The organism is Williamsia sp. 1138, assembly GCF_002095435.2.
In the GTDB taxonomy this organism is placed as follows: Bacteria; Actinomycetota; Actinomycetes; order Mycobacteriales; family Mycobacteriaceae; genus Williamsia.
In genome coordinates this window covers 89,711-116,554 of record NZ_MJEJ02000032.1, presented here as the reverse complement: position 1 = coordinate 116,554, position 26,844 = coordinate 89,711, and the positions used below count along the sequence as shown (strand labels likewise).

Here is a 26,844-nt window from a genome sequence, read left to right as displayed (position 1 = left end):
GCCGAACAGGCCGAACAATCGAAAAACCCACACCTGTCTCAGACAGGTTGACAACTTCCGTGCAACGAGTGGGTTTGCCCGGACGAGGTGGGTTTGTGCGTTCGGATCAGACCTCGAGCGTGCAGTCGCCGGCGGCGACGCTGACGCACGTCTGAATGCGTTCGCCCTCAACATGTTCGGCGCCACTACGCAGGTCTCGCACACAGCCTTTGCCGAGCATCACGACACAGCTCTGGCAGATGCCCATCCGGCAACCGAACGGCATCTGGACACCCGCGGCCTCCCCCGCCGCCATCAGTGTCGTCGCCCCGTCGACCGTGGTGGTCTTGCCGGTGGTCGCGAACGTGATCGTCCCGCCCTCGGCACCGACCTCTCCCCGCTCGAGCGCGAAACGTTCGATGTGCAGGTGGTCGCGCAGGCCGGCCTGCGTCCACATATGGGTCAGCGAATCCAGTAAAGGCGCAGGACCGCACGCCCACGTCTGTCGCTGTGCCCAGTCCGGGACAAGCGCGTCCAGCCGTGCGCCGTCGATCTTGCCGTCGGTGCGGGTCAGCTGAATGTGCGTGCGCAACAGACCCTCTGCCTCGAGCTCCTTCAATTCCTGCCCGAACATCACGTCAGCGGCGGTCGGAACCGAGTGGATCAACTGGACGTCGGTGTGTTGCCTCCGCGAGGCCATGGTGCGCAACATCGACATGATCGGTGTGATGCCGCTTCCGGCGGTGACGAAGAGCAATTTCTCGGGAAGCTCTGCCGGGAGTACGAACTCGCCTTGCGGTGCGGCCAGGCGCACGACCGTCCCCGGCGCTAGTCCGTTCACCAGGTGGCCGGAGAGGAACCCCTCAGCCATTGCCTTGACCGTGATCGACACCAGCTTGCTGCGCCCTTCCCCCGAAGTGCGCGGCACCGACGTCAGCGAGTACGACCGCCAGGTCCAGCGGCCCTCCACCAGCACGCCGATACCCATGTACTGGCCGGGCTGATAGTCGAAGGAGAAGCCCCAGCCCGGCTTGATGACGATCGTGGCCGAGTCCGAGGTCTCGGGCCGGACCTCGACGATCTTGCCGCGCAGCTCGCGCGCCGACCAGAGCGGGTTGGCCAGGTGCAGGTAGTCGTCAGGAAGCAGCGGCGTGGTGACCCGGGCCGCGAGCGCGCGAATGGTGTTCATCGCCCGGTGGCGACTCGCGACGTCCCGTACCGGCTCTTCCAATCGTTCACGCCAACCCACTTGATGCCTCCATTCGACGAGCCAGTGTCACGCTAACCTACGCAACCGTAGGTTAGGCGACGCCGTCGCGCCAGATGAGGTAGGTCACCTGGACCATCAGTCACCGCCGACGTCGCCCGGTCAGAGCAGCTCGAGCAGGAACGGTAGCTCCTGGGTGGCATACCAGCCCAAATCGAAGTCTTCGACGTCGCCGACCGCGAGCTCCGAGTCCTCGTCGCCGAGGTCCGCGGAATCGACCAACGCGACGGCCCGGATCACCTTGTCCTCGGCGTCTGCGCCGTCGACGAGAATCGATGCGACAGCCGAAAGGGGCACCACTGCGCCGACTTTCACGACTGCGGCATCGAGATCCGGGCGCAACTTGACCTCGTCGATGTCGGCGGCAATCACCACTCGACGCGCGGGCAACGCCGGCGTATCCGTGGGCTCGGCGGGCTCGTCGTCGCTGTCGGCGGCGATGAGTCGCAACGACGCCCGCGCCGCCTCGCGGATGGCGGCTTCGGCGAGCTCCTCGTCGTCACCGTCTACATACGATTCACGCAGAGCGGGGGTGAGCGCGAACGCCGTACCACCCACCGGCCTGAAGTCGCCGGATTCGTTGAGCGCCACCAACATCGACAGCGTGGCGGGCAGATAGATTCTCATGTGACCTTTCTCGGGGCACGGCGGGTGCGGATCACCGCGTGCGGGGAAGCAATTCTTCGAACGAATCAGTGAGATACTCGCTCATCGCACCCACGTCCCACATCACCGTCCGGTCGGCGTTGAAGGCGAAGTAGATCCGGCCGTTGTAGGACGTGAGTCCCACCGACAACGCACGATTGGGGACCAGGACCGGCACTGGATAGACGGCCAAGATCTCGTTGCCCGCGAGATACTGCGCAGTCCGAGGCCCCCTGGCGATGGTGATCGGCACGTTGAACGACCGCCGCGACAACGACGCGGCCACCCGCGCTGTCATCGCGTGGAGTGTTGCCGGACCGATCTCAGGGATCCACGGTTCACCGACCGGCGAACGACGGTTCGAGTGCGAGTGTCGCTCGGCCAATTGGGCGACCTGCGACAACCGCACCGCGGGATTTGGTTCGCCCACCGGAAGGTCCGTGACGAAGCCGTACAGCCCACCCGCCATCCAGTCCCTCGGGGCTCCGGAACCCTGGGCATCGAGGTCCGCGCCAGAGTCGATGGCCTCATCGTCCGCGGGATACGCCGACATCGGCACCATGGCACGGACTGTCTCCACCTGATCTACGGCTCGCTCGCGAGACAACAGCCAACGTCGCAGTGCACCCGCGATCGCAGCCAGGATGACGTCGTTCGGGGCGCACCCGTGGCGCTCTGCGATGTCGACACAGTCATCGGCGGAACAGGAGGCAACCGTGAACCGCCGGGCAGGTGCGGTCCCACCGTTCAACGGACTCGGCGGCGCCGAACTGGTGGCCATCTTCATGACGGTCTCGACCCGTCGGGCAGCACCGAGGAGCGCCTGGCCCACCGAGGTGACCTGGTTGGTCGCGGCGCGGACTTGATCGACCATCTCCCACGGTCTGGTCAGCACGTCCGTGATCGCACCGACCACCAGCTCCCCATTGCCGGGCTCCCGATCGGGCAACCAGAGGTCTTCGGGCATTGCCGGGGGCTCACGGGTGTCGTCGACGATGATCTGGTTGATCTCCAGCGCTTCGTGACCGTCGACCAACGCCCGGTGGGTCTTCGTCAGGATCGCCATCCGATCGTCGGCGAGCCCCTCCACCAAATACATCTCCCAGAGTGGCCGGGTACGGTCCAGCGGCCGCGACATCAAACGCGCGACCAGGTCGTGCAGTTGGTCGTCGGCGCCCGGGCTCGGCAGCGCGGATCTGCGGACGTGATAAGTGATGTCGAACTCGCGGTCGTCCACCCACACCGGACGGGCCAGACCGAGCGTCACCTCACGAATCTTCTGCCGGTACCGCGGAACCAGCTGCAAGCGGCTCTCGACAGTACTGAGCAACGTGGGGTAGTCCAGACCACCGGGATGACGCTCGAGGATCAGGAGCGATCCCACCTGAGTGGTGGCGCCGCGCTCGTCCAGGTAGTAGAACATCGAGTCCTGAGGCGACAGCCGGTTCACATCGGCAATCGTAGCCGCCGGGTGAGTTCGCGGCGCGGCACGGCAAGGGCGTGGCGAGGTGGGCGCCGGGCGATTCACTCGACGGTGATCGCGACCAGCATCCAGCGCCACTGTTTGCGACGGGGTGCGGTCGGTGTGGCGGCAGGCATGGTGATCCGACGCCTCTCCACTCGCGCGCCCATCGCGTGCACCCGCTCCCCGCGCCGATAGACCACGGTGATCTCCGCTGCGTCCGGCCGGGAACTCTGACTGTGCACCCGCAGCAGGGTGGAGGTCGCAGGCGCCCTGGTGGTACCGCCGGCGTTCAGTACAACGCGGAACTGGTCGGCGATGTGCGGCAGCGCCACCCGGGCCAGATGGCCGATCGGCCGCCTTCGATCCATGACCTCCAGAACCAATTTGATTGCCCCGGTGGCGAATTGCCGGATCTCGACGTTCACGGCCTCCGGACGCGGCGGCGCCGTCCGTCGCCGGATGGGCGCCATGAGAGGCTCGCGGAGCCGCGAACCCGATTCGCGGGCCTCGGGCTCGTACCGCGGCACCGGTATCACCCGCAGACGCTCGGCCGGCTGGTCGAGGTAAGTCATCTGGGTACTGCGAGCTGAAGTCATTACGCCCCCCGGCGAGTTCGCGACACCGACCGGCATCGCCGGCCCGGTACCAAGAGAACCCGGGTACCAGCAGTACGACGTGTACCGCGGCACCCGGGTTCCCTTTCGAACTCAGATCGTCAGCGTTTGCTGCGAGCGTCAGCGCTTTCTGCGCGACTTCGGGGGCTTCGAGCCCGACCCCTTGGACCCTGCCCGGGCCGCCGCACGCCGCTCTTTGCGGGTCCCATCGGCCTGACCGTTCGACGCCCCACCCGTTTGCCGGACCGACGTGCCACCGGACTCCGAGGGGCCGCTGTACGTCAGGCGAGAATTGTTGTCGTCGTCGATCCCCTTGGCCCGCAGCGCAGCAGGTGCAGCCTGCTTCGGCGCCGCCTGCTCGGTCGGCAAGGGTGCCGGGGCGGCCGGGGCCTTCGTCGTGGACACCGCGGGCGCCGCGGCAGCCGGTTGCGCAGGCGTGGTCTCGACACTGACGTTGTAGAGGAATCCGAGGGACTCCTCCTTCAGGCCCTCGAGCATGCCCGTGAACATGTCGAAGCCCTCACGCTGGTATTCGACCACCGGATCACGTTGAGCCATCGACCGCAGATGGATACCTTCGCGCAGGTAGTCCATCTCGTAGAGATGATCGCGCCACTTGCGGTCGAGCACGCTGAGCAGGATCGTGCGTTCGAGCTGCCGCATGGCGGAGTCGCCTGCGATGGCTTCGATTTCTTTCTCGCGCTTGTCGTATGCCGCATGGGCATCGGCCACGAGGGTCTCGCGCAGTTCCTCGGCGGTGATCTCTTTGCGCTCGCCGAACTCGTTCTCCTCGAGGATCTCCTTGTAATCGAGTTCGATCGGGTACAGCGTCTTGACCGCGGTCCAGAGCTGTTCCAGATCCCAGTCCTCGACATAGCCTTCCGCTGTCGCACCGTCGACGTAGGCGCCGACGACGTCGTCGATCATGCGCTTGACCTGCTCGCTGTGGTCCTCACCCTCGAGGATGGTCCGGCGCTCGGAGTAGATGACCTTGCGCTGCTGGTTCATCACCTCGTCGTACTTGAGGACGTTCTTACGGACCTCGAAGTTCTGCTGCTCCACCTGCGTCTGCGCGCTGCGGATGGCCTTGGTGACCATCTTCGCCTCGATCGGTACGTCGTCGGGCAGGTTGACCCGGTTCATGATCGACTCGAGTGCACCGCCGTTGAACCGCCGCATCAGCTCGTCGCCGAGCGAGAGGTAGAACCGGGACTCACCGGGGTCACCCTGACGGCCGGAACGACCACGCAACTGGTCATCGATGCGCCGCGACTCGTGACGCTCGGTACCGAGCACATACAGACCGCCGGATTCGCGAACCTTGGCCGCGTCGTCGGCGACCTCTTGCTTCACCGCGGCGATCACCTCGTCCCATGCGGCCTCGTACTCTTCCGGCGTGTCGACCGGGTCGAGCCCGGCCTTGCGCAGCCGGATGTCGGCGAGGATGTCCGGGTTACCACCGAGCACCACATCCGTGCCGCGGCCGGCCATGTTCGTGGCCACCGTCACTGCACCGCTGCGGCCCGCCTCGGCGATGATCTGCGCTTCTTGCTCGTGGAACTTGGCGTTGAGAACGTTGTGCGGGATCCCGCGCTTCTTGAGCTGGCGGGCCAGGTACTCCGACCGCTCGACGCTGGTGGTACCGATCAGCACCGGCTGACCCTTTTCATGGCGTTCGGTGATGTCGTCGACCACCGCGTCGAACTTCGCCTCTTCCGTCTTGTAGATCAAGTCGGTCTGATCAACCCGGATCATCGGCTTGTTCGTCGGGATCGGCAGCACACCCAACTTGTAGATCTGGTCGAGCTCGGCAGCCTCGGTCTGGGCCGTACCGGTCATGCCGGACAGCTTCTCGTACATGCGGAAGTAGTTCTGCAGCGTGATGGTGGCCAGCGTCTGATTCTCGGCCTTGATCTCGACGCGTTCCTTGGCCTCGATCGCCTGATGCAGTCCCTCGTTGAAACGGCGTCCGTCGAGGACACGGCCGGTGAACTCGTCGACGATGAGCACGTCACCGTTCCGGACGATGTAGTCCTTGTCCTTCTCGAACAGTTCCTTGACCTTGATGGCGTTGTTCAGGTAGCTCACCAACGGCGAGTTCGCGGCCTCGTACAGGTTGTCGATACCGAGCTGGTCCTCGACGAACTCGACACCTTCCTCGTGCACACCGATGGTCTTCTTACGGATGTCGACCTCGTAATGGACGTCTTTCTTCAGCAGCGGGGCGATCCGCGCGAACTCCGCGTACCACTTACTCGACGAGTCGGCGGGGCCGGAGATGATCAGGGGCGTCCTGGCCTCGTCGATGAGGATCGAGTCGACCTCGTCGACCACGGCGAACGGATGCCCGCGCTGCACCAGATCGGCGAGCGAGTGCGCCATGTTGTCGCGCAGGTAGTCGAAGCCGAACTCGTTGTTGGTGCCGTAGGTGATGTCGGCGTTGTAGGCCTCGCGCCGCTGGTCCGGCGTCATTCCGGTCAGGATCACAGCGGTCTCGAGTCCGAGGAAGCGGTGCACGCGACCCATCCACTCGGAGTCACGTTTGGCGAGATAGTCGTTGACGGTCACCACGTGCACGCCGTCGCCGGCCAGCGCGTTGAGGTAGGCGGGCAGCACGCAGGTGAGCGTTTTGCCCTCACCCGTCTTCATCTCGGCGATGTTGCCGAAGTGCAGTGCCGCGCCGCCCATGATCTGCACGTGGAAGTGCTTCTGGGACAGCACGCGCCACGAGGCTTCCCTGGCGACCGCAAAAGCCTCGGGCAACAGCTCGTCGAGGGTCTCACCCTCTGCGATCCGCTTCTTGAACTCGTCGGTCTTTGCCCGCAATTCCTCGTCGGACAGAGCCTCGGTCTCTTTGTCGAGCGTCTCCACGTGCGAAGCGATCGCATCCAGGCGTTTGACCATTCGGCCTTCACCGACGCGCAGCAGCTTGTTGAGCACTGGTTTTATCCTCAATCCGATCGACTACACACGAAATCCGACCTACAGATCCCCGCAGGTCGGACTCCATGGTAGCCACGCTCGTGGCAGGGGTGCCCCAGTGAGGCCGATCAACCGCCGGGGAATCGCCCGGTGAGGTCGATCAGCCCTGCACCGAGCCCTCAGGCGAGGCGGATCAATCCGTAGTCGAAGGCGTGTCGGCGGTAGACGACGCTTGGTTTGTCGGTCTCCTTGTCATGGAACAGGAAGAAGTCGTGACCGACCAGTTCCATTTCGTACAGCGCATCGTCGACGGTCATCGGGATCGCCTCATGCTCTTTGATGCGCACGATCTGTCCCGGACCAGCGGCCTCGGGAAGATGATCGGCCCAGCGATCGTCGTCTGCGGAGTTCGTCTGCTTGAAGGCCTCGCCGTTGAGGATCGGGTCGGCCGCGGCGGTGGCCTCCGCCACCGAGATCGGGGTACGCAAGCCGTGGTGGACCTTGCGGCGGTCCTTGGTCCTGCGGAGTCGGGACTGCAGTTTGTTCAGGGCCGCGTCGAGGGCGGCGTAGAAGTTCTCGGCGCACGCCTCGCCTCGCACCACCGGGCCCTTACCCACGGCGGTGATCTCGAGACGCTGACAGATCTTCGACTGTCTGCGGTTCTTTTCGTGATGAAGTTCGACGTCGAACCGGAAGATCGACGGGTCGAAGCGTTCGACACGTGAGAGCTTGTCCATCACGTGGATTCGGAAATGTTCGGGGATTTCGACGTTCCGGCCACTGACCTGCACTTCGGCGTCGGGTCGGGACAGTTCATCTGAGTCGGATCGGACGTATATGCCCGGGTCGAAGGGATCGGCGCTCGTCGTCGGGTCTGAACCCGGATCGGGGCTGACACTGTTGGCTGAAACGGCATTCTTGCCGACACTTGTCGTCACTGCGGCGTACCTCCTGGGTTGGTGAACAGGACTTCCGATACCGCGACCGCACTCGGCCACATACCGGTCTGAGAGTTGGGCCTCACCTCCCCACGTCACCCGATGGGTGATCTGACCTCTGGCTTTTCGAGAGTGCACCCCCGACGTTAGTCTGCCGGGCAGGTGTTCGCCACACTTTCGACAACGCATGTTCACTTACGCGTCCAACCGGTACCGGGTCGGCCACCGCGCCGGCCGGTATTCATCAATCGCTATGCCTGCCAATCATTTCGGTACCTTCGGCTGCTCACGCGGCGGCCACCACCAGGACGAGGTGCACCTGGATCCCGGCGCGTCGTAACACCTCGATCGAGTGTGCGGCGGTACTGCCGGTCGTGAGCACGTCGTCGACCAGCACGACTGCGGCTCCCCCACCGCAGGCGGAGAGATCGGCACCCCGTCGCAATCGGACGGCACCGGACAGGTTCTCACCACGCGCAGGCGCCGACAGCCCTGCCGAATCCCGCGCCCAGGACGAGGTGAACAACGCGGGCATCACGCAGACCCCGGAACCGAGTTCACCGGCGGCGGCCGCCGCGAGCGCGGTCACGGGGTCGCCGCCCCGGCGGCGCGCGGCCCACCATCGGGTCGGCGCCGGGACGAGGACAAGGCGCGCCGACCTCGGCAACTCCGCCCACCGGTCCAGCGTCCGCAGTGCTGTTGCCAGCGCGCACCCGATCGGGACGGTGAGATCGGTGCGCCCGTGCTCTTTCAACTCGAGGATCGCCCGTCTGCGCGCTGCGGTGTATCGGCCCAGCGCGTAGGCGGGTACAGGGAGCACCACGCTCGTCCTCAGCTCGATCGGGGTGTCGGCGAACACCAGGGCACATCGGCGGCACCACCGCGTGCCCGGCGCCCCGCATCCCCCACAGATCGTCGGGATCACCAGGTCCACCACTGCGCCGGCGACCCTGGCGCCGGCGTCGTGAAAACGCATCCGCTCATCATCACCCCGCGAAGGACCTCGCCGACGGCGCAGCCGGGTGTCGCGGCGGGTTGTCCACATCTCACCGCGCCATCCACAAGGCCCGCGCCCTCGCGCGCACCGAATGCGTCGGACCTAGTGCGGCAGAACAGGTATCGCGTTCGAACCCATCGTCGGGGTGATTTCGCTCCAGTACTGATCCGGTTCGTCGTTGGTGCTGCCCAGACGCAGCACGCCGCGACTGTCGGCAGCGTAGATCGTCGACTGCCCGGCGACCACCGACGTGACCGGCGGGGTGAGATTGCCGCTCGGCAGCGCCCCCGGTGGCGTCCCGTCGATACGGAGTTGCACCACCGGACCGTCCGCGGCGTTACGGGCGATGACCAGGGTCTCGCTGCTCAGCCAATCCAGGGACACCGCGCCCGCGATGTTGAGCGCAGCAGCGCCGCGCGGGTTCGAGAGCACCAGCCTGCCGTCCGCGCGCCGCTCGACGATCGCCAGGACGACCTGGCCACCCACGATCATCGCCGCCCGGGCACCGTCCTGCGAGATCTGCAGTTCGGTGATCGCGCCTTGGGCCACCGACCTGATGGCGGTCGAATCCACCTCGGCCTCGGTCACCTGGCCGGCGCCAGAACTCTGCGTCACCTGGGTGACCCGGTCCTCGTCGACCACGACCCAGACGGTCCGGCTGTCGCCTGCGAACGACGGACGAGTGATCGTCTCGCCTTCCAATACCGGTGTCATGTCGGCGCCGTAGTCGCCGATCGTCAGGGACAGTCGCGGAGCCGGCCCCGGGACGACATTCTGCGAGACGGCGGCAACGCGGCCGGCATCGGCGGAGATGTCGGCCGCCAGAAGGCTCCTGGTCGAACCCAGCGGTCCGGGCACCGGCGCGACGGTGTTGTCCGCGACGGCCTGCAAGGATCCGCCGCGCACGATGTGCAGTCCCAGGGCCCCGGCCGGCGGACTCGGGTCGAGTGATTCGACGTCGCGGGTCTGCCAACCGGCGGCACGGCGTTCGTTCAGCGGGGCACCATCGGCGTCGATGACATACGGACCGGAGATGTCGGAGTCGCTCAAGGTCCAGATGATCTGAGCAGCGAGCCGGTTGCGGTCGGCATCGCCGAGGCCGTTGAGCCCGGCGAGATCGAGCCGGACGCCTCCCGAGGGCAACGACTCGATGGAACCGTGCAGCGACGACCTGGCCGGGAACTCGTTGGTCACCGCACCCCGCAGATCCTCGACCGGCCCGGCGATGAGCAGCCCGATCAGCTGGTCGGAGAGCTGGTCGGCCCCGGCATACAACCAGCGCGGATCTGCGACGAGATGCTGGTCGTCGGTGCTCGGATAGTAGAGAACGTGTGGGCGGTAGGAGGCCTCGAACTGTTCGCGGTCCATCATCACCCCGACCGGGAGCGGCCCGTCGATCCGCCACTGGCCGTCGACGCGGCGCAGCGACAACCGCGTCTCGATACGTCCGGAACTGGGGATCAGTTGCCCACTCGGTTGTAGTTCGCCGGTGTTCTCACCGTTGACCCGAACGGTGATCGTGTCGTCGGTCCGGTCGTCACTGAGCACGTTGATCTCGTCGAGCAGCAGCGCCCCGCCCTGGTCGTCCCACGAGTTCGAGGCGTCCTGGGTGAGGAACTGCCGCGCTGCCAAGTGGCCCGAACCGGGTTGCACCGACGCTTTCAGGAAGTCACGGACCAGGGTCTCGGGGTCCATCCCGGGACGCGGGGTCGGAACGTTGCGGGTCGGCTGATGTCGTTCGAGCGATCCGAGAGGCTGCGGGCTCGAGTTGTTGGGGATCGACACACACGCCGAGAGCAACGCCACCGCGACGAGGCCGACCAGCAACACGATGGGCCGACGCGCCCGGCCATACCGTCCCTCAGCCATTGCCCTGCCCCTGATCTCGCGCGGCCCTGCCCCGGCCCGGAGGTTTGAGCGGCAGCGGACTGCCGAGCACCTTGTGGCCACGGACCAGCGGCAGCGTCAGCCGGAAGCAGGCGCCCTTGCCGGGTTCGCCCCAGGCCTCGAGCCGGCCCTGATGCAGTCGCGCATCCTCGACACTGATCGCCAGACCGAGCCCGGTACCACCCGAGCGGCGGAACCGAGACGGATCAGAACGCCAGAACCGGTTGAACACCAACTTTTCCTCGCCCGGCCGCAGTCCTATGCCCCGGTCGCGGACGGTCACCGCGACCGCATCGCCGTCGCTGCGCATCGTCAGCGTGACAGGCTGCTGCTCCCCGTGGTCGATGGCGTTGGCGAGCAGATTTCGCAGGATCCGCTCCACCCGACGCGGATCGATCTCGGCGATCACCGGCTCCGCCGGCAGATCGAGGATCAACTCGGTGTCGGTCTCGTCCGCGAGGTGCCGCACCGTCTTGACCGCCGCATCGATCGGGATGGTCATGTTCAGCCTGTCTGCGGCGAGTTCAGCGACACCGGCGTCGTGGCGCGAGATCTCGAGCAATTCGCCCAGCAGGGTCTCGAATCGGTCGAGTTCCATGTCGAGCAACTCAACCGAACGTTTGAGCACCGGTTCGAGGTCCTCGCGACTCTCGAACAGCACGTCCGCAGCCATTCTCACCGTGGTCAGCGGGGTACGCAGCTCATGGGAGACATCGGAGGTGAACTGCCTCTGCAGACCGCCGAACTCCTCGAGGTGAGTGATCTGTTTCGACAGGCTCTCGGCCATGTCGTTGAACGACATGGCGAGTCTGGCCATGTCGTCCTCACCGCGTACCGGCATGCGTTCCTTGAGCCGGCCGTCGGCGAATCTCACCGCGATCCGCGAGGCCGACCGTACTGGTATGACCACCTGCCGGGAGACCAGGATCGCGATCGCGGCCAGCAATCCGAGCAAGACCAGACCACCCGTGAAGATCGTGCCGCGCACCAGGGACACGGTGTTCTCTTCGTTGGTCAGGGGGAACACCAGGTACAGCTCCAGCCCCGGGATGTCGGAGTTCGTCGGGGTCCCGATGATCAGGGCCGGACTCTGAGCTCCGCCGGAGCCGGTCACCGAGGAGTAGCGATAGGCGATCTGACCGCCCTGCACCATCTGCCGCAGATTCTCGGGGATCTCACCGATCGGACCCACACCGGTTGGTCCTGCGGGTCCGGATCCGGGTGCGAGCAACACTGTGTCAAAGGTACCGACCACACCGGAGGTGTCGCCGGAGTCGACGTCGCGGTCGGTCAGGATCGAGCGGGTTTGCCGCAATCGGTTCGTCAGGGAGGTGTTGCCGTCCGCGCCGGAGAGGTCGCGCTCCACGGTCACCCGCGTGCGCTCGAGCTCCTCGGTGGCGGCCTGCAGCTTGAGGTCGAGTAGACGGTCGGTGATCTGGCTGGTCAGCACGAAGGCGAGGATCACCAACACGACGAACGACAGCACGAGGGTGGACACCACCACGCGCAGCTGGAGCGAACGACGCCACAGTTGTCCGACTGCTCTACCGACCGAGCCCACGCGCCGCATCGATGGCCCGAAAGTGCCATTGATACGACGCCGAGGGCGTCCGATCACGGTGGTCCGGCCTTGTAGCCGACCCCCCTCACCGTGAGAACCACTTCAGGGTTTTCCGGATCGTTTTCGACTTTGGCCCGCAGGCGCTGTACGTGCACGTTGACCAGCCTAGTGTCGGCCGGATGCCGGTAACCCCAGACCTGTTCCAGCAGCACGTCGCGGGTGAAGACCTGCCGCGGCTTGCGGGCGAGTGCAACCAGCAGATCGAACTCGAGCGGGGTGAGCGAGATGGGCACACCCTCGCGGACGACCTTGTGCGCAGGGACGTCGATCTCGACCGGTCCGATGGACAGCAGTTCGGCGGGCTCGTCCTCGGTGCGACGCAGACGCGCCCGGACCCGGGCGACCAGTTCCTTCGGCTTGAAGGGCTTGATCATGTAGTCGTCGGCACCCGACTCCAGGCCCAGCACGACGTCCACGGTGTCGGACTTGGCGGTGAGCATCACGATCGGCACACCCGAATCGGCACGGAGCACCCGGCACACGTCGATTCCGTTCATCCCGGGCAGCATCAGATCGAGCAACACCAGGTCGGGACGGATCTCGCGGACCGCGGTCAGTGCCTGGGTGCCGTCGCCCACCACAAAGGGCTCAAAGCCCTCTCCGCGCAACACGATGGTGAGCATCTCCGCCAATGCAGCATCATCGTCGACAACCAGGATCCTGGGTTTCATGGGCTCATGGTGTCACCGAATCGTGATTAATTGTGGCTGACGCGCCGACCGCGGAGCGGCTCGGCTGCGGCGGTTATCCATCGGACGCGGTTACCCTTCGAGTGTGGGCGTATTGATTGCAGTCGAAGGTGTGGACGGAGCCGGTAAGCACACGTTGGTGACCGGGCTCGTCAACCGTTGGGCCGCACAGGGTTACCGAATCGCGACACTCACCTTTCCGCGGTATTCCGAGTCGGTCACCGCGGACATTGCCGCCGAGGCACTGCACGGACAGCACGGCGACCTACGTTCGAGCGTTCACGCCATGGCACTGCTCTTCGCACTCGATCGCAGAGACGCCGACACCGAGCTCCGTAAGTTGTTGTCTGCCAACGACGCGGTGATCCTCGACCGGTACGTCGCCTCGAATGCCGCCTACAGCGCCGCCCGACTGGGCCAGGACGCGGACGGTGAGGTCGTGAACTGGGTGGCAACCCTCGAGTTCGAACGCTTCGGTCTACCGGTCCCCGATCACCATCTGTTGCTGGACGTACCGACCGATGTCGCGATCGGACGCGCACAGTCGCGCGCCGAGAACGACGCCTCTCGCAGCCGCGACCACTACGAGCGCGACCACGACCTGCAGGAGCGAACCGGCGTCGTCTACCGCGCACTCGCCGAACGCGGATGGATGTCTCCGTGGTCGCGACTGGGCACCGAACCCGACCCGGACCTCGCGGATCGACTCATCGCCATCTGACCCGGGGTAACGACCTGGTCAAGACTCGGCGACGGCCACCGTTATGTGCGCCCGTCACCGCTGCAGGCAACTAGCGTCACACCCGACGCACACGTTGGACCGGCCACGACCGCCGGCCCGGTGGGAGGTCGGTCGATGAGTCACCTCATGCTGCACCCGGTTCACCACGTACCGGTCCGGCAGACCGTTGTCCTGTCCATGGCGGTCCTGCTGGCCAATCTCGCGTTGGTCTGGTTCGCGCTGAGCATCCGGTCCGATCCGGCCGACGACGCCACTGCGATCCGAACCGTCGTCGCGCAGCAGATCGACGCGCTGAACGCTCGCGACGCCGCCGCGTTGCAACTGACGTACTGCAGCCGGCAGGGCGAGGTCGCCGGCCTGATCATCGAGGCGCTCGGTCCCCGCACCGCCAACCGAACACTGCGTGTCGCCCGGATAACCGACATTCAGCGCATCGGTTCGACGATGGCGACGGCCCGTGTCCAGGTCGAATTCACCGGCGCCGACCTCGCCGCGATCGAGTTGCGGCCCGATACGGTCAGCACGTTCCGCAAAGGCGAAACCGGCTGGCAGATGTGCGATCCGGGTGATGGGTCGACTGATCTTCTCCACGTCTGATCGCCGCGCCCACGACCGGCACCGTGACTCGCGTGAACATCACATGTCAGCATCAGTGTTCGTGTCTGATTTCGGGCGGTGTTGTTGGCTGTCCGAAGCGGACAGTAAGGTTCGATCAGCAGCAAAGCACCGCTGCCCAAACGCTATTCACACTCGCCCCGAGCAGTGGTCCATCGCTCACGTTCTCGCCGGAGGTCCCGAATGACGCAACCACCACAAGGTCCCTACGGATCCGGCGACAACCAGGGCGACCCCCAGTGGGGCCAGGGGCCCGGCGACGGGTCACAGCAGCCCCCTTGGGGTGGACCGCCCGGGCAAGATCCCCAGTGGGGCGGAACGCCGAACCAACCGACCTGGGGTGGCCAGCCTGCGTCGGAACCGACCTGGGGTGGTCAGTCCGCGTCCGAGCCGACCTGGAGTGGACAGCCCGGCGGCGCCCCCGACTGGGGCAACCAGCCGCAGCCACAGTTCCCGCCCACCTCTGACTACCCGCAGCCGGGACAGACCGGCCAGTATCCCGCCGGCTACCAGCAATATGGGAACAACCCGCCGCCCGGTGGGCCGGGTGGCCCCGGCGGTTATGGACCACCTCCCGGCGGTGGCAAGTCGAACAAGACTCCGTGGATCATCGGGATCGCGGCGGCCGCCGTGGTCGTCCTCGTGCTCGCCGTGGTGCTGTTCGTCGTCCTCGGCGGCGACGACTCGTCCGACACCAGGGCCACCGACACCACCTCCTCGGTGACGACGACGTCGTCGCAGTCATCCGTGGCGCAGGCCGAAGAGGAGGTGGAGACGGCCATCCGGACCTACACGACCGCATTCACCGACCGGGACTGGGACACCGCGATCTCGGTGACCTGTGGCGCCGAGCAGGCCACCGTGCGAGAGATCCAGACCGACAACAGTGACACCGCGGGGATGAAGCTGAACTCCGTGACAGGTATCGAGGTCACCGGCGATTCGGCCGAGGCCACCGTCTCGTTGACCTTCGTCAACCCGGCCGACCAGGCCGCTCTCGAGACCAACCGATATACATTCGAGATGGAAAACCGTTTAGGGGACTGGAAGATCTGCACCACCCGCAAGATCTGATCGGTGTCCGAGGGAGGACTTGTTGAGTTATCCGCCAACCGGCCCGCCGGGATGGGGCACTCCCGGGCAGCCAGGTCCCGCGGGCCGGCCGCCACAGCAACCCGGACAGGGCAGGCCACAGCAGCCTGATCAGGGTCCGGGCAACCCGTACTGGCCGCAGGGCCGTCCGCCACAGCAGCCGCCCTATGGCAGAGCTCCGGGTGCTCAGGGCCCGGGCGCTCAGCGTCCAGGCGCTCAGGGGCCGGGGCGACCGCAGGGTGCCTTCGGCCCGCCCGGAGGTCGGTTTCCTCCCGGCCCGCCCGGACCGCAGGGCCCCTGGGGCCCGCCACCGCAGCCACCTCGAAAGACTCGCACCGGTCTGATCATCGCGGGAGTGATCGCGACACTGGTCGTGCTGGCCGGGGCCACCGTCGCCGCAGTGACCCTCACCGGCTCGGGTGACAGCGATACGGTCGCCGATCCGTCCACCTCGGTCTCGGCGACGACCACCTCGGGCGACGCAGGTGGTGGCAGTACCGACGAGAACGCCGTGCAGGCCGCCGCCGAGAAACGCGTCCAGCTGATCAACGATCAGGATGCTGCCGGGCTGCACGACATGGCGTGCGACGCCGACTCACGCACCGAGTCGAGAGCGGGTTACGAAGAACTCTTCGACCGCAACGGCAGCATCTTCGCCACCATCGACGTCCGAGATGTGAACGTCGACGGCAAAGTCGGCAAGGTCGACGGCGAGATGGCCATCGACAGCGAGACCGGCGACATCCATTGGGCGTTCAAAAAGGAAGACGGTGAGTGGCGGTTCTGCCCGAGCCTGTCTGAGCGACGCTCCAGTGCGGCACCGAGTACCGGCGGCGACGACATCATCACCGGTTAGCCCCCGGAAACCGAAAATGGTGGGTTCTGGCGAGTGTTTCCGCTGGTCGCGGTCGCCAAAACCCACCATTTCAGGTGTGCCGGGTGTCAGTAGCGGTAATGCTCCGCCTTGTACGGACCCTCGACGTCGACGTTGATGTACTCGGCCTGCTCCTTGGTGAGCTTGGTCAGCGTTCCACCGAGCGCCTCGACGTGGATCTTCGCGACCTTCTCGTCGAGCACCTTGGGCAGGCGGTAGACCTCGTTGTCGTACTCGTTGTTCTTGGTCCACAGCTCGATCTGGGCGATGACCTGATTCGAGAAGCTGTTGCTCATCACGAATGACGGGTGACCCGTGGCGTTGCCGAGGTTCAGCAACCGGCCCTCGGACAGGACGATGATCGCCTTGCCGTCCGGGAACACCCACTGATCGACCTGCGGCTTGATGTTGATGCGGGTCATGTCCTTCGAGGACTCGAGGCCCGCCATGTCGATCTCGTTGTCGAAATGACCGATGTTGCCCAGGATCGCCTGGTGCTTCATCTGCTTCATGTGATCGAACGTGATGATCCCGAGGTTGCCGGTCGACGTGATGATGATGTCGGCATTGCCGATCGCGTCCTCGACGGTGACGACGTCGTAGCCGTCCATCAGTGCCTGCAAAGCGTTGATCGGGTCGATCTCGGTGACCTGCACACGCGCGCCCTGTCCCGCGAGGGATTCAGCGCAACCCTTGCCGACGTCGCCGTAGCCACAGATCAGGACCTTCTTGCCGCCGATGAGGACGTCGGTGCCGCGGTTGATGCCGTCGATCAGCGAGTGGCGGGTGCCGTACTTGTTGTCGAACTTGCTCTTGGTGACCGAGTCGTTGACGTTGATCGCCGGGAACACCAGTTCACCCGCTGCGGCGAACTGGTAGAGCCGCAACACGCCGGTGGTGGTCTCCTCGGTGACACCCTGGACCGACTCCGCGATCGCCGACCACTTGCCCTTGTCGGTCTCGAAACGCTCGCGCAACAGCGCGAGGAAGACCTTGTACTCGGCAGAGTCGAGGTCGTCGTCGGTCGGCGGGACGGTTCCGGCCTTCTCGAACTGCGCGCCGCGCAGGACGAGCGAAGTGGCATCTCCACCGTCGTCGAGGATCATGTTCGCCGGTTCACCGGGCCAGGTGAGCATCTGCTCGGCGGCCCACCAGTACTCCTCGAGGCTCTCGCCCTTCCACGCGAACACGGAGACGCCCTTCGGCTCCTCGACCGTGCCGTACGGCCCGACGACGATGGCCGCGGCCGCTTCGTCCTGGGTCGAGAAGATGTTGCACGACGCCCAACGGACCTCGGCACCGAGCGCCACCAGCGTCTCGATCAGGACTGCGGTCTGCACAGTCATGTGCAGCGAACCTGAAATGCGAGCGCCCTTGAGCGGCAACACATCTGCGTACTCACGACGCAGGGCCATCAGACCCGGCATCTCGTGCTCGGCCAGCCCGATCTCCTTGCGGCCGTACTCGGCCAGCGAGAGATCCGCCACCTTGAAGTCGATGCCGTTGCGGCTTTCCGCGGTGAGCGGGCCGTTCTGGACCGATGTCATATACCACTCCTCAAAGTCCCACCTGAATGTTGCCTACCAGGCTAACCGGTGGACTCCCGGCGCCCACCCCCGGCTGCGGCATCGACGACCGGCCCGAAGATCTCGGCCACATCGTCGGCGACATCGCGGTCGGCCTCGGGGGGCATCGACACGTAACTCAACGCCATCCGCACGATGGCCCTGGCGATGAGGATGGCGGCGGTCTCATCGGCCTGAATCCAGCTGGTCCGCAGCAGGGAGACTATCCGGGTGCTCGCGGTGGTGATGAGGGGGTCGGCGTCCGTGGTGATGAGCCGCAACAGGTCGGGCTTGGCCTGTCCGGTCAACAACGACTGAATCAACGGGTCGTCCGCCGCGATCGCGAAGAACCTCGAAAACCCCTCAGCCAGAGCCACCTTCGCCTCGCCCTCATGGGCCAGGACCGCATCAGAGACCTGATCGACGAAGTGGTCGGTGAGTCGGAGTGCATACGCCTCGGCCAACCCCTGCCGAGAAGCGAACTCGTTGTAGACGGTCTGCCTGCTCACGCCGGCCGCACGGGCGACATCGGCCATCGTCACCGACGACCAGTCCCGCGTACGCAGCAGGTCGCGCATACCGTCGAGCAGACTGTTCCGGAGCAGCTTCTTGGTGGCCTGTGCATAGGGCAATGCCGGTCCACCCGCAGCGGACACCACACCGGCGGACACATCAGGCATACCGGCCAGCGTAGCGGTCACCTGGTCGACCTCCGCTCCGCTGCGTCTCCGGTAAACAGGGTCGAGCTCCGCTCCGCTGCGTCTCCGGTCACCCGGGTCGAGCTCCGCTCCGCTGCGTCTCCGGTCACGAGCGGGTGACTTCCTCCATGTAGAAGTCAGCCTTCGCCGCCCCACAGTCCGGGCAGCTCCAGTCGTCAGGGATGTCATCCCACCGGGTGCCGGGGGCGATGCCGTCTTCCGGCCACCCTTTCTCTTCGTCGTACTCGAACCCGCACTGCATACAGACGTACAACTTGAAGTTCATCGCTTTTCCTTCACACTCGGCTCGAAATCGACCTTCTCCCGGACGCCACAGTCAGGGCAGGGCCAGTCGTCGGGCACGTCCTGCCAACTGGTTCCGGGCGCGAACCCCTCCCGGGGAGCTCCGGTGGCCTCGTCGTATTCGTAGTCACAAACCGGGCAACGGAAGGCGCTCACCGGGCACCGCCCGCATGCTTGGCCAAGATCTTCTCGCGCCGCCGGGGCACGATGTTGGCCTTCCCGAGGTCTCCTGCGTAATGCTCGATCACCCTGTGATCCATTACTTTTCGCCAGATCGGCGGGAAGTAGGCCAACGTGATCATGCTTGCGTAGCCGCTCGGCAGGCTCGGTGCCTCGTCGAAGCTGCGCAGCGTCTGGTAGCGCCGGGTCGGATTGGCGTGATGATCGCTGTGCCGTTGCAGGTGGTAGAGGAAGATGTTGGTGCAGATGTGATCGGAGTTCCAGCTGTGTTCCGGGGCCGCTCGCACGTAACGGCCGCTCTCGGTCTTCTGCCGGAGCAATCCGTAGTGCTCGAGATAATTCACCGTCTCCAGCAGACTGAAACCGTAGACAGCCTGAATCACCATGAACGGCAGGATCTGCCAACCGAAGACGGCCGTCAGGACACCCCACAGGACGACGGACATCAGCCATGCGTTCAGTACGTCATTCCGGATGTTCCAGACCGAATGATCGAGTCGCTGCATCCGGGTGCGTTCGAGCTTCCACGACGACTTCAGGCTCCCCCACACGCTGCGCGGCAAGAAGGCCCAGAAGGTCTCACCGTATTTCGCGCTGGCCGGGTCCTCCGGCGTCGCCACCCGCACGTGGTGACCGCGGTTGTGCTCGATGTAGAAGTGGCCGTAAAACGTCTGCGCCAGGGTGACCTTCGACAACCAGCGCTCGAGTGAGTCCTTCTTGTGGCCCAACTCGTGGGCGGTGTTGATCCCGATGCCTCCCATGACCCCGATCGACAGCGCGATCCCCAGCTTGGAGACGATCCCCAGACCGCCGTCAATCCCGAGCCAACTCAGATCGCTGGCGGTCCAGAGGTAACAGGCGAAGATCAGACTTGCCAGCTGGAACGGGATGTAGACGTACGTGCAGTAGCGGTAGTACTTGTCGTTCTCCAACTGCTCCATCAGTTCCTCTGGCGGATTCTGGCCGTCCGGGCCGAAGAACACATCGAGGATCGGCAGCAGGACGTAGACGAGCATCGGCCCGATCCACCACCAGACCGGTGACACCGTGTCGAGTCCGAGCCCGTTGAACCCCGCGACCAACGCGGTCGCAAGGAAGAGTGCGGTCGGCGGTACGAGACCCAGCAGCCACAAGTGGCGCTTCTTGTCGCGCCACTGTTCGGGCGCCGGCCCTGTGTCGGGGCCACCGGCACCCCCGGTCGTGAGATTGGTGCTCATCAACTGCCTCCTTGCGGGATTGAACACGACTAACTGAAACCTGTTATGGACAGTACCGCCGCCTTCGTCGTATGTCTATACATATAGGCATATTTGTAAAGTGCCCCAGTTCACAAAAAAGGCCCCCGCCGAGGGAGAACCTCAGCAGGGGGCCCTTCTGGCCGTAGAAAGGTCAGCCTTTGCCGCGCTTCTCCAGATTTGCGGCACGCGTCGCGTCGCCGACTTCGTCCGACAACTCGCCGCGCTCTCGTTTGCCGACCAGCGAGTGCCGCTGGCTGTACGCGAAGTAGACGATGACACCGATGACCATCCAGATCACGAAACGGATCCAGGTCAGAGCCGACAGATTCAACATCAGCCAGACGCACGAGATGATCGCCAGAATCGGGATCACCGGCATCCAGGGCACCGAGAAGCCGCGCTGCAGGTCGGGCCGTGTCCTGCGCAGCACGATCACGCCGGCAGCCACGACGACGAAGGCGAACAGGGTGCCCACGTTGACCATCTCTTCGAGCTTGTCGATCGGGAAGAATGCCGCCACGACCGCGACCGCAACACCGACGATGATCTGGATTCGGGCCGGGGTTCCGAACTTACTGGTCTTGGAGAGTGAACGGGGCAGCAGACCGTCTCGGGCCATCGCGAACAGCACCCGCGACTGACCGAGCATCAAAACCATGACGACCGTGGTCAGACCCGCCAGCGCACCGATCGAGATCACCTTCTCGGCCCAGGTCACACCGTTCTCACCGAACGCATAGGCCAGATTCTTCGGTTCACCGTCACCCGCGGACGTTGCGAGTTCCTTGTAGTTGAGCATGCCGGTCACCACGACCGTGACCAGGATGTACAGGACGGTGACGATGGCCAGGGAACCCAGGATGCCGCGTGGCACATCCTTTCTCGGGTTCTTGGTCTCTTCCGCGGTGGTGGCGACCACGTCGAATCCGATGAACGCGAAGAACACGATGGATGCGGCTGCGAGGACGCCGTACCAGCCATAGCTGGAGTCACCGCCACCTGTGATCAGCGAGAACAGCGTCGAGTCGACCGACTTACCACCTGAATCGGAGGGCTGCGACTCTGGGATGAAGGGCTTGTAGTTGTCGGCCTTGATATAGAAGAAGCCCACGACGATGACCAGCAGTACGACTGCGACCTTGATGGTCGTGACGACGGCGCTGAACGTCGACGACAGCTTGGTACCGAGGACCAGCAGCGTCGTGATCACCGCGACGATGACCAGCGCGCCCCAGTCGACGTCGAGGCCGGCGACTTCTACTGTCCCACCGGAGAATCCGAAGACAGTTCCCAGATAGCTGGACCAGCCCTTGGAGACCACGGCTGATCCGACCGCGAACTCGAGGATGAGGTCCCAGCCCAGGATCCAGGCCAAGAACTCACCGAAGGTTGCATATCCGAACGTGTAGGCCGAACCGGCCACCGGGACCGTCGATGCGAACTCGGCGTAACAGAGCGCGGCCAGCGCACAGGCGATGGCCGCCATCACGAACGACAGCGAGATCGCCGGGCCGGCCTTGTCTCCGGCAGTCGACGCGGTGATGGTGAAGATACCGGCGCCGATGACGACAGAGACGCCGAAGACGGTGAGATCCCACCAGGTCAAACTCTTTTTCAGCTGTGAACCGGGTTCTTCGGTATCAGCCATGGATTGCTCGACGGATTTTGTCCGTGTCAGCGGATTGCTCACTACACAGCTCCTCACTTGACGGGAAGACGCTGCGGGGTGCGCAGGGTCTGCATGCGAAACTATCGGACCGGAAGGGTAACCGTTAGGCAATCACAGGACGCGAGTCGTATCCCCCGCACCGAGCGACTTCAAACGCGCTTCGGTCGGTTGCGAACCCACTGCCCGTCAGACGCCGAAACCCGCCGAAGCAACACTTCGACGGGTTTCGGTGGTACCGGTGGTCAGCTGAAGTAGCCTGCCGTCCGCTGATCCGCTGCCTGCATGTTGGTCGACGCTTCCGTCACCTTCGACGACAGGGTGGTCAGCAGGGTGCGGGAGTCGGTGAAGCTCGTATCCCAGGTCTGCTGAGCCGAGCCGTAAGCCTGTGAGGCCTGCTGTGACTGCCAATTCTCGTGCAGCCGGGCGACTTCTGACTTCAGAGTGGTCGCCAGGTGCTCCAACTGGTTGAAGTTGCTGTTCAACTGTGCGGCCAGCTCTTCCATCCGCGGGTAGTTGTACTGGATGATGCTCATGGGTAGATCCTCTCGATCTGAGTGTGGTGGTCGGTGTCTGACGCGGGCGCTACAAGCGGAGGCCGGAGCCACCCGAGACGTTGTTGAAGGTGCCCGCGGTGTCCTGGTCCTCGGCGTCGTAGCCGTTGAAACCGGTGGACAGTGAGGTCTTGAGGCCCTCGAGAGCCGTCTGCAGCTGGGTTGCCTCGTCTTTCCAGGCGGTCACCGCGGTCTGGAATGCCCCGCTGGCATTGCCCTTCCACAGAGCGAGCGCTTCATCGGCGTCGGCCGTGATACGGGCGAGCACCGTACCCATGTCGGCGACGATGTCCCCCACCGATTTTGTCGAGGCCAGGCCGGCCGAGACGTCGAGTTCGAGACCGTTGGTCATCTTTCTTCCCCTTTTTGTATGGCTGCCGCGGCATCAGATGATGTCCACGGATCTAACGTCTGGCTGCACCCCCGCAGACGCGGCGAACAAGGACTGCGTTCGCAACCTGCGTCCGTCTGTGTCCTGCGGATCATGGCAACCACCTCCCCGACGGCAGTGTTTCCACGAGAAGCTCGACTGCCTGAGAAATCCTGTGCGGACTACCACCCGACAACGTCGTCCAGATCCTTCCGTCCGGAGACTTGCTCGGACCTGCGAGAATCCGGCCGCGCACGGTGTCGTATATCGCAACGGCTCCGGCGGATCGAACCGTCCGCTCTTGTCCTGACTCGATGGCGACGATCTCGGCATGGCCGGTGCATGATTCGAACGCCGCGGCGTAGCCGGCCGCCATCTGATCGCCTGCGCCCATGGCGTGGAACGCATCCGTGTAGTCGGCTGCTGACCGTGCGCGATCGAGTCGCATGCGCAGTTCGTCGGCCGGAGCGCTGAACGCCGGGAGAGGCGGCGTCTCCGCCGACCCGAGGTGTTTCGAGACGATGGCACCCACGTCCTTCTCGGAATGAACCGATACCTCTCGGACCTCGACACCCACACCCGTGCGTCTGGCCAGTACATGCCTGGAACCCTGCCGGGCGAGACACGATCGCGCACATCCTACGGAAGCGAAAACCCTTATCTCGATGAGTCTCTCCGGATTTGCGAGGACCGATAGCGCGTCCGCCAGCGGTTCGGCCACGCCTCGGTCTGCATGCGGGTCGTCGCACAGGATCCCCAGCGAGACCAGTTGGTCCGCGGCCGACAACAGTGCGGCATCACGCGCCGGGACATGTTCGTGTCCTGGTCCGATGGCCAAGACCACAGGCCACGTCTGATGTCCCAAAAGCGATCCGAGATGATCCAGGTGGTCGTCGGTCAGTTCATAACCGGGCGCGGTCTCCATCGTCCACATGTCGCTCACCGGTCCTGATTCCCCGCGCCGAGCACTGCGGGTATCGACGTGGCCGCCGGCAGGTCGAGCAGACCGCTGCGGTACCGGGGATCAGGATGCTCGACGGCGGCAGCGGCAGGTTGATCGAAATGGGCCCAGTCGATCGTGGTCGTCGCGGCCTCGGTTCCGGCGGAATCGATTCCGGCCGCCGGCACCGAACGCGGTTGACGCACTGGTGTCTCACTGTTCGGCACAAGACCGCCCGCCATCGGAGCCATCGGCGGAATGGGAGACGTCGGCCTGGCTGGTGTGGTGGAAGCCGCGGGCTCCGCGACGATCGGCCCGGCACTCGATCCTGCCACCACCGTGGCCGCGAATCGAGACTTCTCGCGAGATGCGGTCACGGCGACCGGCATCGCAACAGGCCCCATCCCTGCCGATCCACCTGGCACCGCCGGCGACACCGGCGCCGTGGGGGTGGCGCGGTGCTGCCTGAACGCCTCCTCCGATGTCAGGGCGGTCGGCGAGACGACCTCCGGTGGAGAGTGATTCGTCCACGGACGGGCCAGCGGTTCCGACGCCGACTCGTAGGTCTCCATCACGCGGGCGGCTCGTTGCTTCTGGTCGTGTAGGGCACGTTCGGCGTCGGCTGCCACACCTCCGATAGGTGTCCCCAAAACTGCTCCGACAGCAGCGGCCGTGTCCCGCACTCCTGTGGTCACCTCTATCTCGGGAAGATTCGGCATGGCGAGCCGGGCGACTGTGGTGGCCGCGCACTGAGCCGCGACCCGTCCCGCATTGTCCGCCGCGGCCGTGGCCGCGTCGCCGAACCACGGGGCAAGTGCCCCGAGCTTCGCGAACGCCTGATCCGAATGCGCCGATTCCCACGAGATACCCAGCCTGGCCAAGATTTTCAGATAGTCGGCACCGGAGTCGGCGAGGACTGCCGACAATCGGGTCCAGCCGACGCCGGCATCTGCGAGCGAACCCACCCCGGCGCCGTCGCCGAGATCCCTCGCCAACTGCTCGGTCGGTCTGGCCTGCCAGACCACATTGGTGAAACCTGTCATCGTCTGTCCTCACCGCCTGGTCAGAGGCGGAAGGCCTCCTCGATCGTCTCCTCGGCCCCCCGGTATCCGACGGCCTGCGCACGCAGTACTGCGGCGATCTTCCGAAGCTCGTGTACGCCGGCAGAGGCTCCCCCGACAAAGGTCTCGGCGACCGCCGACAAGGTGGTCGCCGCCGCGACCGACACCTCGTCACGGCCCGCCGGGTCGACCGACAAGTTCGGCTTCTCCTGCGCCAGCGCGACTTCCAGACCGTCGGCCAAGGTGTCCAACTCGCCGGCGGCCCTCAACAACTCGTCGGAATCCACATTCAACTGATCGTTGCCCATTGTTGCCCCCCGTTGCTCTTCGGTCAGAAAATTCTTTGGTCAGACTTCTTGATCGCGGGCCGGTTGCCCCAGCCGCAGCCGCACATCCGGCGATGGTGCGGGATCAGGTGTCTGCGTCTCGCCGATCACGGCAGGTGCGACGTCCGAGATCTCACCGATGATGCGGCTCCCGTTTAGCTCGGTCACCAGGTAATCGGCGGTCTCGTGCTGATCATCTGACGCACCGGCGCCGCGTCCGGCTCCCATCGCTCCCATCGGAGCCATCGGACCCCCCATCCCGGCGGGCACGACGGCGCTCTGAGTGCGATTCGACGGTCGGACCCAACGGACTCGACTCGACGAGATCGCGGATGGTCGGATCCAGCGGCGCCGCCGCCGGATTCGGTGTGAAGTTCGGTGTGCTCACGTGGTCCCCCGACCGGTCGCTACAGCGCTGACTCGATGGCCCTGAACTGGCCGCCCGCTCCGTCGTCGGTCTCGGTGAATTCGGCGGCGGTCGCCAGGGCGGCGGCTGCAGTCCCCGCGTGCACGGCCGCAAGCTGGCCCACCGCCAGCAGATGGCCGGCCTGCGCCTGCGCGAAAGCGAGCAGGAACTCCTGGCCGATGAGGCCGAACACCGGAACCATCGTCGCGACATTGGCGGCCGCATTGATCGACCCGGCGGAGGCCACCGCCGCGGACATCACCGCGGCAGTGTCTGCGTAGGCCTCTATCGCGGCTGGCACCGCAGTGATCTCGGACATTCTTCCCCCATGTGATGTGAACCCGGAACAGCTGATGAAGTGGTTCCCAGATACCGCTCGCCAGGACCCGCCGGCCGCTGCATCTGGGTATCTGACGCCTAGGACGCCGATCCGGTTCCCCGCGTCGACGGAGTCGATGTCAGAGATGCCGGCCGCGACTCGACGAGTTCGGCGAACGAGGTGTTGAAGTCCTCGAGTATCGCGGCGCGGCGGGCGAATGCCCGACCTGCTGCGACCCCGGCAGTGGCCACGATCAGCTCGCCGAGGGCACCGGCGCCGAGGGTCAGCGCCGACGGCGCGAACCACAATCCCGTCAGCGTCCCCACCCCGTCGACCTCAGCGGTGACGTGATCGCCCGGCGATGTCTCGCGCGCGGAGATCGCGGCCAGGCGCTCGTTGACCTCGTGCAGTCCGTCGAGTTGTCGCCGGGCCCTGGCCTCCAGTTCATCCATCGCCCAGCTCATACCGACCTCATCCAACTGCTCGGCGCGCCGGCGTCGGCATCGTCCCGGTACTCGGCCCGCGCCAGATCGTCGGCCCTCGGCAGTTTCATCTGGTCGATGATGTCGGAACTCACACCGGCTGCCTTGAGCTCCTCTCGACGCGCCACCCCCGCATGCATCGATGCCTGCTGACACAGGCGAAGCACCTCTGCGGCCAGGATCGATGGATCCTTGCGTAGTTCCGTCGGTTCCAACCGAACAGCCGTCGGCAAACCCTGGTCTGTCGTCACCACTGTGATGGTCCCGGTGCGCGAAGTCGCCGCAGCCATGGATGTCCCCCCTTGTTCGACCCCTGGATCGAGACAATACCCATAACACCGGCGAAGTGGTGCTCAGACATCCACCACTTCTCCCCTTGGTCTATGCTG

Annotated in this window: 29 protein-coding genes; 4 read left to right on the top strand and 25 right to left on the bottom strand. The window is 65.2% G+C overall.

Translation table 11 applies throughout. The features are described from left to right. Positions 1-106: 106 nt before the first annotated feature. The 10 genes from BH683_RS06600 to mtrA form a co-directional block, all read right to left on the bottom strand. Positions 107-1,228, bottom strand: a complete 1,122-nt coding sequence (locus BH683_RS06600) for a ferredoxin reductase (RefSeq protein ID WP_084835473.1) — start codon at positions 1,226-1,228, stop codon at positions 107-109. A 120-nt stretch (positions 1,229-1,348) separates the two neighbouring features. Next, positions 1,349-1,873 carry a hypothetical protein gene (locus BH683_RS06595; protein ID WP_084835472.1) on the bottom strand — a complete coding sequence of 175 codons (525 nt, stop codon included), beginning with the start codon at positions 1,871-1,873 and terminating at the stop codon, positions 1,349-1,351. A gap of 31 nt (positions 1,874-1,904) precedes the next feature. Beyond that, positions 1,905-3,350 carry a wax ester/triacylglycerol synthase family O-acyltransferase gene (locus BH683_RS06590; RefSeq protein WP_094647300.1) on the bottom strand — a complete coding sequence of 482 codons (1,446 nt, stop codon included), beginning with the start codon at positions 3,348-3,350 and terminating at the stop codon, positions 1,905-1,907. 65 nt (positions 3,351-3,415) lie between these two features. Beyond that, positions 3,416-3,928 carry an Rv3235 family protein gene (locus BH683_RS06585; protein ID WP_084835471.1) on the bottom strand — a complete coding sequence of 171 codons (513 nt, stop codon included), beginning with the start codon at positions 3,926-3,928 and terminating at the stop codon, positions 3,416-3,418. Positions 3,929-4,090: 162 nt separating this feature from the next. Beyond that, entirely contained in the window at positions 4,091-6,910 is a 2,820-nt protein-coding gene (secA, locus tag BH683_RS06580) for a preprotein translocase subunit SecA (RefSeq protein WP_084835470.1), read from the bottom strand. 161 nt (positions 6,911-7,071) lie between these two features. Continuing rightward, on the bottom strand, positions 7,072-7,731 hold the full coding sequence (raiA, locus tag BH683_RS06575) for a ribosome-associated translation inhibitor RaiA (RefSeq protein WP_246833220.1): 660 nt from the start codon (positions 7,729-7,731) through the stop codon (positions 7,072-7,074). 385 nt (positions 7,732-8,116) lie between these two features. Continuing rightward, positions 8,117-8,806, bottom strand: coding sequence for a ComF family protein (locus BH683_RS06570; RefSeq protein WP_084835468.1), 690 nt, complete (start codon positions 8,804-8,806; stop codon positions 8,117-8,119). A gap of 123 nt (positions 8,807-8,929) precedes the next feature. After that, on the bottom strand, positions 8,930-10,696 hold the full coding sequence (gene lpqB, locus BH683_RS06565) for an MtrAB system accessory lipoprotein LpqB (RefSeq protein WP_084835467.1): 1,767 nt from the start codon (positions 10,694-10,696) through the stop codon (positions 8,930-8,932). After that, the gene (gene mtrB, locus BH683_RS06560) at positions 10,689-12,332 is read right to left on the bottom strand and encodes an MtrAB system histidine kinase MtrB (RefSeq protein WP_084835466.1); all 1,644 of its coding nucleotides are present in this window, start codon (positions 12,330-12,332) and stop codon (positions 10,689-10,691) included. Before mtrB ends, lpqB begins: the two co-directional genes overlap by 8 nt. Next, entirely contained in the window at positions 12,329-13,006 is a 678-nt protein-coding gene (gene mtrA, locus BH683_RS06555; RefSeq protein ID WP_084835465.1) for an MtrAB system response regulator MtrA, read from the bottom strand. The genes mtrB and mtrA overlap by 4 nt, the downstream gene beginning before the upstream one ends. 103 nt (positions 13,007-13,109) lie before the next feature. On the opposite strand from mtrA, the gene BH683_RS06550 reads away from it, so the two are divergent. From BH683_RS06550 to BH683_RS06535, 4 genes are all read left to right on the top strand, one after another. Next, entirely contained in the window at positions 13,110-13,745 is a 636-nt protein-coding gene (locus tag BH683_RS06550; RefSeq protein WP_084835464.1) for a dTMP kinase, read from the top strand. 135 nt (positions 13,746-13,880) lie between these two features. Further along, positions 13,881-14,363 carry a hypothetical protein gene (locus tag BH683_RS06545; protein WP_143695985.1) on the top strand — a complete coding sequence of 161 codons (483 nt, stop codon included), beginning with the start codon at positions 13,881-13,883 and terminating at the stop codon, positions 14,361-14,363. 201 nt (positions 14,364-14,564) lie between these two features. Beyond that, complete coding sequence (locus BH683_RS28595; protein ID WP_084835462.1) at positions 14,565-15,455, top strand: hypothetical protein; 891 nt, start codon at positions 14,565-14,567, stop codon at positions 15,453-15,455. A gap of 373 nt (positions 15,456-15,828) precedes the next feature. Continuing rightward, positions 15,829-16,329 (top strand): hypothetical protein, encoded by a 501-nt coding sequence (locus BH683_RS06535; protein ID WP_084835461.1) that lies wholly within the window; start codon positions 15,829-15,831, stop codon positions 16,327-16,329. A gap of 86 nt (positions 16,330-16,415) precedes the next feature. On the opposite strand, the gene ahcY is transcribed toward BH683_RS06535, so the two are convergent. The 15 genes from ahcY to BH683_RS06460 form a co-directional block, all read right to left on the bottom strand. Further along, positions 16,416-17,894, bottom strand: coding sequence for an adenosylhomocysteinase (gene ahcY / locus BH683_RS06530; protein ID WP_084835460.1), 1,479 nt, complete (start codon positions 17,892-17,894; stop codon positions 16,416-16,418). Positions 17,895-17,935: 41 nt separating this feature from the next. Continuing rightward, the gene (locus BH683_RS06525; protein ID WP_084835459.1) at positions 17,936-18,592 is read right to left on the bottom strand and encodes a TetR family transcriptional regulator; all 657 of its coding nucleotides are present in this window, start codon (positions 18,590-18,592) and stop codon (positions 17,936-17,938) included. Positions 18,593-18,716: 124 nt separating this feature from the next. Next, positions 18,717-18,896, bottom strand: a complete 180-nt coding sequence (locus tag BH683_RS06520; protein ID WP_084835458.1) for a rubredoxin — start codon at positions 18,894-18,896, stop codon at positions 18,717-18,719. Next, positions 18,893-19,069 (bottom strand): rubredoxin, encoded by a 177-nt coding sequence (locus BH683_RS06515; RefSeq protein WP_084835457.1) that lies wholly within the window; start codon positions 19,067-19,069, stop codon positions 18,893-18,895. Before BH683_RS06515 ends, BH683_RS06520 begins: the two co-directional genes overlap by 4 nt. Continuing rightward, positions 19,066-20,310, bottom strand: coding sequence for an alkane 1-monooxygenase (locus BH683_RS06510; protein WP_084835456.1), 1,245 nt, complete (start codon positions 20,308-20,310; stop codon positions 19,066-19,068). Before BH683_RS06510 ends, BH683_RS06515 begins: the two co-directional genes overlap by 4 nt. Before the next feature lie 172 nt (positions 20,311-20,482). Beyond that, positions 20,483-21,979 carry an amino acid permease gene (locus BH683_RS06505; protein WP_084835455.1) on the bottom strand — a complete coding sequence of 499 codons (1,497 nt, stop codon included), beginning with the start codon at positions 21,977-21,979 and terminating at the stop codon, positions 20,483-20,485. 263 nt (positions 21,980-22,242) lie between these two features. Next, positions 22,243-22,533, bottom strand: coding sequence for a WXG100 family type VII secretion target (locus BH683_RS06500; RefSeq protein WP_084835454.1), 291 nt, complete (start codon positions 22,531-22,533; stop codon positions 22,243-22,245). Positions 22,534-22,582: 49 nt separating this feature from the next. Further along, the gene (locus BH683_RS06495; protein ID WP_084835453.1) at positions 22,583-22,903 is read right to left on the bottom strand and encodes a WXG100 family type VII secretion target; all 321 of its coding nucleotides are present in this window, start codon (positions 22,901-22,903) and stop codon (positions 22,583-22,585) included. A 130-nt stretch (positions 22,904-23,033) separates the two neighbouring features. Further along, complete coding sequence (locus BH683_RS06490; RefSeq protein WP_246833219.1) at positions 23,034-23,855, bottom strand: ESX secretion-associated protein EspG; 822 nt, start codon at positions 23,853-23,855, stop codon at positions 23,034-23,036. A gap of 5 nt (positions 23,856-23,860) precedes the next feature. Next, a complete protein-coding gene (locus BH683_RS06485) occupies positions 23,861-24,904 on the bottom strand; it encodes a PPE domain-containing protein (protein WP_084835451.1) in 1,044 nt (347 codons plus the stop codon). 20 nt (positions 24,905-24,924) lie between these two features. Continuing rightward, positions 24,925-25,230 (bottom strand): PE family protein, encoded by a 306-nt coding sequence (locus BH683_RS06480; protein ID WP_084835450.1) that lies wholly within the window; start codon positions 25,228-25,230, stop codon positions 24,925-24,927. A gap of 39 nt (positions 25,231-25,269) precedes the next feature. Next, on the bottom strand, positions 25,270-25,494 hold the full coding sequence (locus tag BH683_RS06475; RefSeq protein WP_143695983.1) for a hypothetical protein: 225 nt from the start codon (positions 25,492-25,494) through the stop codon (positions 25,270-25,272). A 161-nt stretch (positions 25,495-25,655) separates the two neighbouring features. Further along, positions 25,656-25,973, bottom strand: coding sequence for a type VII secretion target (locus BH683_RS06470; RefSeq protein ID WP_084835448.1), 318 nt, complete (start codon positions 25,971-25,973; stop codon positions 25,656-25,658). A gap of 98 nt (positions 25,974-26,071) precedes the next feature. Further along, the gene (locus BH683_RS06465; RefSeq protein WP_084835447.1) at positions 26,072-26,437 is read right to left on the bottom strand and encodes a YbaB/EbfC family nucleoid-associated protein; all 366 of its coding nucleotides are present in this window, start codon (positions 26,435-26,437) and stop codon (positions 26,072-26,074) included. After that, the gene (locus tag BH683_RS06460; RefSeq protein WP_084835446.1) at positions 26,434-26,745 is read right to left on the bottom strand and encodes a hypothetical protein; all 312 of its coding nucleotides are present in this window, start codon (positions 26,743-26,745) and stop codon (positions 26,434-26,436) included. The genes BH683_RS06465 and BH683_RS06460 overlap by 4 nt, the downstream gene beginning before the upstream one ends. Positions 26,746-26,844 lie beyond the last annotated feature (99 nt).